Here is a 7,731-nt window from a genome sequence, read left to right on the forward strand (position 1 = left end):
AGGGCTCCTGCGAGATGCCGAACTGCCTCTCGAAATCGGAGATGTACTCCACTGTCTTTCCCTTCTTCAGAGTTCGTCGGGCGCGACGCCGGTGGCGGCGTCGCGGGTCGGGTGGCATCCGCACGAGCGGCCGATGCTGAGGTGCGAGTCGACGTACACGTGGCCGGGCACGACGTCGGGGTCGAGGAGGGCGTTGAGCGCGGTGAGGGCGATCTCGCGATACGGCTGCCGCACGGCGGTCAGCGTCGGGCTGCCTTGGGCGCCTTCGCGCGTACCGTCGACGCTCACCAGGGCGATCGCCTCGGGCACTTCGACCCCGGCGTCGTGCGCGGCCGCGATCACCCCCCGCGCCTGGTCATCGCTTCCGATGAAGACGGCGGTGGCTCCGCCGGGCCCGAGGCGGTCCGCGAGCCGGAGGTAGGCACTTCGGCCGCCGGTCACCGAGAAGGGCGTGTGCGCCACCGGCTGGTCGGCAGGGTCGAGCCCGGCCCCGCGGAGGGCGTCCGCCCAGCCGTGCAGTCGCTCGGTCGCGACGGCCTGGTCCTCGGGGCCGGTCACGCACGCGATGCGGCGATGGCCGTGCTCGAGCAGGTGGCGGGTCGCACTGCGGGCGGCGTCGCGGTGGTCGATGCTGACGGTGACGACGTCGTCCTGCGCGAGGTCGCGGTCGACGACGACGACGGCGATTCCGGCGCGGCGCGCGCGCTCGATCGTGACCGACTGGGCGACGCCGATGACGAGGATGCCGTCCACCCGCTGGCGGATGAAGCTCTCCAGATACGCGCCCTCGCGATCGCTGTCCTCGTTCGCGTTGCCGAGGAAGAGCAGCCGACCGCGGGTGACCGCCTCGTCTTCGACGGCGAGTGCGAGTTCGGAGAAGTAGGCGTTGGAGATGTTGGGAACGATCATCCCGAGGGTGCGCGTCTCGGCGGCCCCGAGCTTCTGAGCGAGCGCGTTCGGGTAGTAGTCGAGGGCGGCCATCGCGTCGAGCACGCGCTGGCGGCGTTCCTCCGACACGTGCCGCGGGCCGTCGTTGATGACGTAGCTCACGACGGCCGTCGAGGTCTTGGCGAGCCGTGCGACGTCGTCCCGGGTCGCCCGCTTGATGGTGCTCATCCGGCGATCGCCTCCCGTCGGTCGGTGAGTCCGAGGTCGAAGTCGGGGTAGTACTCCCCAGCCCCGAGCACGCCGATGCTCGCGGTCGCCGCTTGGACCGCTCGCGCAACGGCGACGTCCAGGCTCAGCCCGCAGGCGATGGCCGCGGCGAGCACGCCGACGAACGCATCGCCGGCTCCGGTCGTGTCGACGACGGTGGCGGCAGCGGGAGCGGGGTGATGGCGCACGGTTCCGGTCTGGTCGACGACGAGCGCGCCGTCGGCCCCGAGCGTGACGACCGCCGACCGCGCGACCCGCGAGAGCTCAGCGACGACAGCGGTCGACCCGGGGCCCTCGACGGCACGTCCGAGCAGTTGCGACGCCTCGATCTCGTTGAGCACGAGCGGGTCGGCGAGCGGCAGGGCGGCACCGAGGTCGCCGTAGGGCGCGAGGTTCACGATCGTGCGCACGCCGTGCCGTTCGGCGGCGAGCACCGCGGCGATCGTCGTCGCGGCCGTGATCTCACCCTGCACGACGAGCACCGTGGCGCTCGCGATGGTGGCGTCGAAGCCGGCGACGTGCGCCGCCGTGAGCTGGCCGTTCGCGGCGGGGGTCACGACGATGACGTTCTGGCCGGCGTCGTCGACGAGGATCATGGCGCGCCCGGTCGGCACGTGCTCGAGCCGGAGGAGGTCGCCGACATCCACCGACGCGGCCGCGAGCGAGTCGACGAGCCGCGCGCCGTCGGCGTCGTCTCCGACGGCACCAAGGAGCACGGCACCGACTCCGGACCGCGCGACGGCGATCGCCTGGTTGGCCGCCTTGCCGCCGAGGGCGCGCAGCAACCCCGTGCCGATCACGGTCTCACCGGGCTGGGGAAGCGCCGAGACGCGCAGGAAGGTGTCGTGGTTGATGCCCCCGAGAACTGCGACACGAGGGGTCGCGCTGTTCACGTGCGGCTCCATCCGATGCTCCTTCGCATGCGCCCGAGGGCGGGTGTGTCGTCGATCTACGCGCGTCGTCTACGCGAGTAGATGGGAGGTTCGCACATCTACGGTTCGTAGACAACTGCGCGCCCGAAAACGCCCGCAACGACGCTGAAACCCGTCGCGCAGGCGCGTCGGCGTCAGCGCAGGGAGGCCGCCGGCAGGTCGAACCAGCGCAGGCGCTCGACGTCTTCGCCGAGCAGCAGATCGCTCGCCTGCTCGTGGCTCTCGGCGTCGGGCAGCGCCGCGAAGAGCGCGCGGGCCTCATCGAGGTAGCCCGCGAGCTCCGACTCCGGCGCGGTGTCGGCGTGCCGCGGGTAGGTCATCCGGCCGTCGGCGCCGTAGGTCACGTCGGTGAGCCGCAGCGGCGGTTCGACGGGTCCGTCCTCGTGCCGCCACAGCCCGGTCGCGAGCGAGAACCGGTACTGCGGCACGAGCTTCCAGCCCTCCGACGCGACGAGCTCCACGGCATCCACGATGTAGCGGAACACGGTGTCGCTGATGAAGTAGTTGAAGTTGACGCGCACCCAGCCGGGCTTGATGCCTTCGCACCCGCGGGCGATCTCGCGCTCGTACTCGTGCGACTGCTCGACGTCGATGCCGAGCAACCGGTGTCCGTACGGGCCGGCGCAGGAGCATCCGCCGCGCGCCTGGATGCCGAACAGATCGTTGAGGATGGCGACGACCGCGTTGTGGTGCAGGTACTTGCCGCCGGGCCGCCTCACGGTGAACGAGATGATCGACAGCCGCTCGGCGTCGGGGTTGCCGAGCACCTGGATGTTCGGGTGCGCCCGCCACGCCGCCATCGCCCGCTGCAGGAAGTCGTCTTCGACCGCGCGGATCGTGTCGACGCCGACGGCGTCCTTGAGCCCGAACACGAGACCCGCCCGGATCGACTCGATGATGGCCGGGGTCCCCGCCTCCTCGCGGTGGGCGGGGTCGGCGAGGTAGCGGTGCTCGAGCTGGTTCACGTAGGCGACGGTTCCCCCGCCGACGACGTCGGGCACCGAGTTGGTGAGGATGCGGCGGTGCGCGATCAGTACTCCCGGGGTGCCCGGCCCGCCGATGAACTTGTGCGGCGAGAGGAACACCGCGTCGAACCCCTGCGCCACGTCGATGTCGACGTACGGCGCGGCCGCCGCGAAGTCCCAGCAGGCGAGGGCCCCGTGGGCGTGCAGCAGCTCGGTGACGCGGGCGGTGTCGGTGATGATGCCGGTGACGTTGCTCGCAGCGCTGAAGCTGCCGATCTTCAGCGGGCGTGCCTCGTACTCGCGCAGTGCCGCCTCGAGCGCCTCCAGATCGACGTGGCCGTCGGCATCCTCGGGGATCGTCACGACGTCGGCGATCGACTCCCGCCACGGCAGCTCGTTGCTGTGATGTTCGAACGGGCCGAGGAAGACGACCGGCCGCTCCTCCGCGGGGATCGCGTTCCGCAGCCCGTAGCGCGCGTCGAGATCCGCCGGGATGCGCAGCCCCAGGATGCCGACGAGCTTGTCGATCGCGGCCGTCGACCCGCTGCCGGCGAAGATGACGACGGTGTCGTCGGTGCCGTGCACGCTGCGATGGATGGCGGCGCGGGCATCCTCACGCAGTCGCGTCGTCTGCAGTCCCGTGCCCGACGATTCGGTGTGGGTGTTCGCGTAGCGCGGCAGCACTTCGTCGCGGATGAAGTCCTCGATGAAGGTCAGGGAGCGCCCGCTCGCCGTGTAGTCGGCGTAGGTCATGCGGCGCGGGCCGAACGGGCCGGGCATGACCTGGTCGTCGCCGATCACCGACGCCCGGATGCGGTGCAGCAGAGGGGTCCCGGCGAGCGCCATGCCCCATTATGGCGAGGCCGGGGTCATGAGAGTGGCGGGTACACCCATCGGGACCGCCGCGAGCAGCCGATGCTCTGGATTCCGGATGCTGTGGCGTGGTGCTACCAGGCAGGTGGTCGTTGGCCGTCGAAGGTCGATGGGATCGTCACGGGAGTCGTCGAACTCGACCGCCCTTAAAGGCGCAAGCCCGGCTCGTCGTACCGAGATCTCGGGCAGACTGCCGGGCTAACTTCTCGGGGCTAAGGCCCCTCGCGCCCTCGAGTTTAGCGCGACCAGCACGATCTCGACAGGCCTTTAGTCGGAGCGACCCTCGGCGATGAACGCGAGCCGGCGCAGGGTCTCGACGTTGCGCCAATGCAGCGGGATGTCGAGGAGGGGGCCGGGGATCCACGACCCCGGGCCCTTCACTGCGGTCTCGGCGATGCGCACGACGCAGCCGTCGCCGCGCGGCTTCGCCTCGACGGTCACCCGGGCTTCGCCGACCGGCCAGCCCGACGGCTGGATGACCATCCGTCGCGGCGGGTCCCACTCGAGCACGGTGGTCGTGTCGTCGATGACGGCGGGCCAGACCCCGAACGAATGGTGCAGCACGCTGCCCACGGCCGGCCACGCGTCGTCGACCGAACGCATCCGGGATGCCCCGACCACCCAGGTGGGAAACACCCAGCCGTCGGCGAGCACGGCGAAGACATCCTCGGGACGGCAGTTCATGGTGCGCACGTTGACGGACATGCCCCGACCGTAGGGGCATGTCCGTCGCGGAGCACAGGGCTACGTTTGCGGGCCCGCGCGTGCTACGCGGGCTGCCCCGCGCTGGCGTCCTCGCGATGCGGCAGCTTCCAGTTGGGCCGCACGAAGTGGCAGGTGTACCCGTTGGGGTACTTCTCCAGGTAGTCCTGGTGCTCCTCCTCGGCCTGCCAGAACTCGCCGGCCGGCTCGACCTCGGTGACGACCTTGCCCGGCCAGAGACCGGAGGCGTCGACATCCGCGATGGTGTCGAGGGCGACGCGCTTCTGCTCGTCGTTCTCGTAGTAGATCGCCGAGCGGTAGCTGCGCCCGATGTCGTTGCCCTGGCGGTCGCGGGTCGACGGGTCGTGGATCTGGAAGAAGAACTCCAGGATGTCGCGGTACGAGATCACGTCGGGATCGAACTCGATCTCGACGGCCTCGGCGTGGTCGCCATGGTTGCGATAGGTGGCGTTCGGGGTGTCACCGCCGGAGTAGCCCACGCGCGTGGAGATCACTCCGTCGCGTCGGCGCAGCAGCTGCTGCGCTCCCCAGAAACATCCACCGGCGAGGATCGCGGTCTCAGTGGCCATGGTCAGTTCTCCTTCGACGTGAACAGCTTGACGTAGTCGCCGTAGCCCTCGGCCTCGAGCCGGTCGACCGGCACGAACCGCAGCGCGGCGGAGTTGATGCAGTAGCGCAGGCCGCCATCCTCGACGGGGCCGTCGGGGAACAGGTGGCCGAGGTGGCTGTCGCCGTTCGCCGAGCGCACCTCGGTGCGGGTCATCCAGAACGAGCGGTCCTGCTTCTCGACGACGTGGGCCTTCTCGAGCGGACGCGTGAAGCTCGGCCAGCCGGAACCGCTGTCGAACTTGTCGGTCGACGAGAACAGCGGCTCGCCCGAGACGACATCGACGTAGATGCCGTCGTCGTGGTTGTCCCAGAACTCATTGCGGAAGGCCGGCTCGGTCGCATCCTTCTGCGTGACGGCGAACTGGTTCGGGGTGAGTGCGGCGACCGCCGCGGGGTCCTTGGTGTACGTGGTGGTGCTCATCGTGCTCCTCCGGTCGAGCCGCTGGCTGCGGCTCTCAGGGGATACAACAATGGCGCGCTGGGAAAGTTCCCGGGTCAGGCCGCGAGGTGGAAGGTGCTCGCGAACCGCTCCAGCAGAGCGCTCGGACCGTGCCGGACGTCGACGATTCCGGACGCGATCGCACGCTCGGCGCTGAGTTCGCCGGAGATGAGCCGATGGATGCCGGCGCCGGTCGCGAAGGCGAGATCGGCCTCCCCGTCGCCGCGGCTCACCTCGAGCTGTGCGCCGTCGACGCGGATGAGCAGCCCGTCGCCGCCGAGGGTGGCCGCGTAGGCGGTGGCCGGGAGGGTCGCCGCGATCTGCGGGCGGAAGGCGCTGCGCAGATCCATCGCCATCGACCCGGCGGTGATCACCTGCTCGTCGCGGGGATCGTCGAGCGCCTTGAACCCCCAGGCGCCGAGGGCGAGCACCACGGGCTCGAGTTCGCGGCCGTACGCGGTGAGTTCGTAGATGATGATCCGCGAGCGCGGCGCCCGGCGGATGACACCGGCGGCCTGAAGCTCCTTGAGCCGGGCGGCGAGGATGTTGGTCGGGATGCGCGGCAGCCCCGCGGCGAGCTCACCGTACCGACGCGGGCCGACGAGCAGCTCGCGCACGATGAGCATCGCCCAGCGTTCGCCGACGAGCTCCAGCGCGCGGGTGACGCCGCCGTATTCGCCGTAGTCGCGGGCGGCCACTACGCGTTCTGGGTCGCGGCGGCAGGGTCGAACCAGCCGAACTCGAGGTGGTTGCCGTCGGGGTCGGTGAGGCCGCGCTGGTACATGAAGCCGTAATCGGATGCCGGGCTCGGCTCGGTGCCGCCGGCCGCGAGAGCGGCGGTGGCGCGGGCATCCACTTCGTTGCGGGTGTCGAGGTAGATCGACGTCGCGCCCGTGGGGGCCTTCGCCGGGTCGCCGATCGGGAGGTCGGTCATCGTCTGGAAGAAGTCGCGGGTGACGAGCATGAACGCGCTGTGATCCTGCTCGATGACGAAGCAGGCGGAGTTGTGGTCGCTCATCGCCGGGTTGAGGGTGAGCCCGATCGCCGCGTAGTACGCCGTGGAGCGGTCGAGGTCGGCGACCGGCAGGGTGATGAAGATCTGCGTCATGCCGTGATACTTGCTTAAAACAAGTCGTGCGTCAAGCGGGCGGAATAGATCTGACGCTCGCTCGCAACGCGCTCGCTCTCCGGACCAGGAAGCCGTGAGGATCACCGATCGAGAAGGGCTGCCGCATGGACCGGGTGGCGCAGTTGAGTTTTCCCGCGCGTTCCGAATCGATACAGTCGTCAAATGGGCGGAAGGCGCGATGACGCTCGTACTAATGGCCGGTGATCGTTGACCTCACCCGACTCGGAACGGTCGGCGACATGGTCGCATTCACAGATGGCCACCGACTCGCCGCCTGGACCCGATTGCCTACAATGCCCGCTTTTGCATCAGCTGAACTAATTGCGCAGGCTCTCATTGGGCTCCCACAGACCGGCCTGCATATCAACAGGCAGGTGGAGTTCACGGTGAAGGAACTCAGGATACCCGCAGGAACGGCGATCACCGCTTTAGGTCTCGCCGCACGCGCCGACGAATCGGACATCACTCGAGCAGCAATAGCCTGCAACGGACTATCGGGCCCGGATCAGACCGCTGGCAGAGATCGTCCTTAACATCCCGGAGCTTGCCATAGCGCCCGTGACCTATAAAGCTCGTCGCGATCGAATGCTCGAACCGATGCTTGAAAGATGCCGCGTTGCAATGGCGGAAGGCGACGATGAACGGGTTCGGTCGCGCGATCATGGTCACCGACGGGCCGACGTGGATGATGGACTAAGCCACAATGTGAGGCATGAGGCACACTCGTCTCGGCACTCTCGATGTCGGTCGCATCGGACTCGGATGCATGAGCATGCTCACCTCCGACGGCGACCCCAACGCGTCGATCGATTCCATCCGACGGGCGATCGACCTGGGTGTGACGCTGATCGACACCGCCGAGATCTACGGTCCCTACGTCAACGAAGAGCTTGTCAGGCGCGCGCT

Annotated in this window: 9 protein-coding genes; 1 reads left to right on the top strand and 8 read right to left on the bottom strand. The window is 69.1% G+C overall.

The genetic code is table 11. From position 1 onward, the window contains the following. Positions 1-66 precede the first annotated feature (66 nt). From ACILQS_RS14335 to ACILQS_RS14370, 8 genes are all read right to left on the bottom strand, one after another. The gene (locus tag ACILQS_RS14335; protein ID WP_395640807.1) at positions 67-1,116 is read right to left on the bottom strand and encodes a LacI family DNA-binding transcriptional regulator; all 1,050 of its coding nucleotides are present in this window, start codon (positions 1,114-1,116) and stop codon (positions 67-69) included. After that, complete coding sequence (locus tag ACILQS_RS14340) at positions 1,113-2,060, bottom strand: ribokinase (RefSeq protein ID WP_395640808.1); 948 nt, start codon at positions 2,058-2,060, stop codon at positions 1,113-1,115. The genes ACILQS_RS14335 and ACILQS_RS14340 overlap by 4 nt, the downstream gene beginning before the upstream one ends. A gap of 161 nt (positions 2,061-2,221) precedes the next feature. Then, entirely contained in the window at positions 2,222-3,898 is a 1,677-nt protein-coding gene (locus tag ACILQS_RS14345) for an aminotransferase class V-fold PLP-dependent enzyme (RefSeq protein ID WP_395640809.1), read from the bottom strand. 294 nt (positions 3,899-4,192) lie between these two features. Further along, positions 4,193-4,630: an SRPBCC family protein gene (locus tag ACILQS_RS14350; RefSeq protein ID WP_395640810.1), complete on the bottom strand. Its 438-nt coding sequence runs from the start codon at positions 4,628-4,630 to the stop codon at positions 4,193-4,195. 62 nt (positions 4,631-4,692) lie between these two features. After that, on the bottom strand, positions 4,693-5,217 hold the full coding sequence (msrA, locus tag ACILQS_RS14355) for a peptide-methionine (S)-S-oxide reductase MsrA (protein ID WP_395640811.1): 525 nt from the start codon (positions 5,215-5,217) through the stop codon (positions 4,693-4,695). Positions 5,218-5,219: 2 nt separating this feature from the next. After that, the gene (gene msrB, locus ACILQS_RS14360) at positions 5,220-5,678 is read right to left on the bottom strand and encodes a peptide-methionine (R)-S-oxide reductase MsrB (RefSeq protein WP_395640812.1); all 459 of its coding nucleotides are present in this window, start codon (positions 5,676-5,678) and stop codon (positions 5,220-5,222) included. Positions 5,679-5,752: 74 nt separating this feature from the next. Further along, a complete protein-coding gene (locus ACILQS_RS14365) occupies positions 5,753-6,394 on the bottom strand; it encodes a winged helix-turn-helix transcriptional regulator (protein ID WP_395640813.1) in 642 nt (213 codons plus the stop codon). Then, on the bottom strand, positions 6,394-6,804 hold the full coding sequence (locus ACILQS_RS14370; RefSeq protein WP_395640814.1) for a VOC family protein: 411 nt from the start codon (positions 6,802-6,804) through the stop codon (positions 6,394-6,396). Before ACILQS_RS14370 ends, ACILQS_RS14365 begins: the two co-directional genes overlap by 1 nt. A 733-nt stretch (positions 6,805-7,537) precedes the next feature. On the opposite strand from ACILQS_RS14370, the gene ACILQS_RS14375 reads away from it, so the two are divergent. Continuing rightward, on the top strand, positions 7,538-7,731 hold a 194-nt coding region (locus ACILQS_RS14375), incomplete at its 3' end, for an aldo/keto reductase (protein WP_395640815.1).

Source organism: Pseudolysinimonas sp., from assembly GCF_044239695.1.
In the GTDB taxonomy this organism is placed as follows: domain Bacteria; phylum Actinomycetota; class Actinomycetes; order Actinomycetales; family Microbacteriaceae; genus Pseudolysinimonas_A.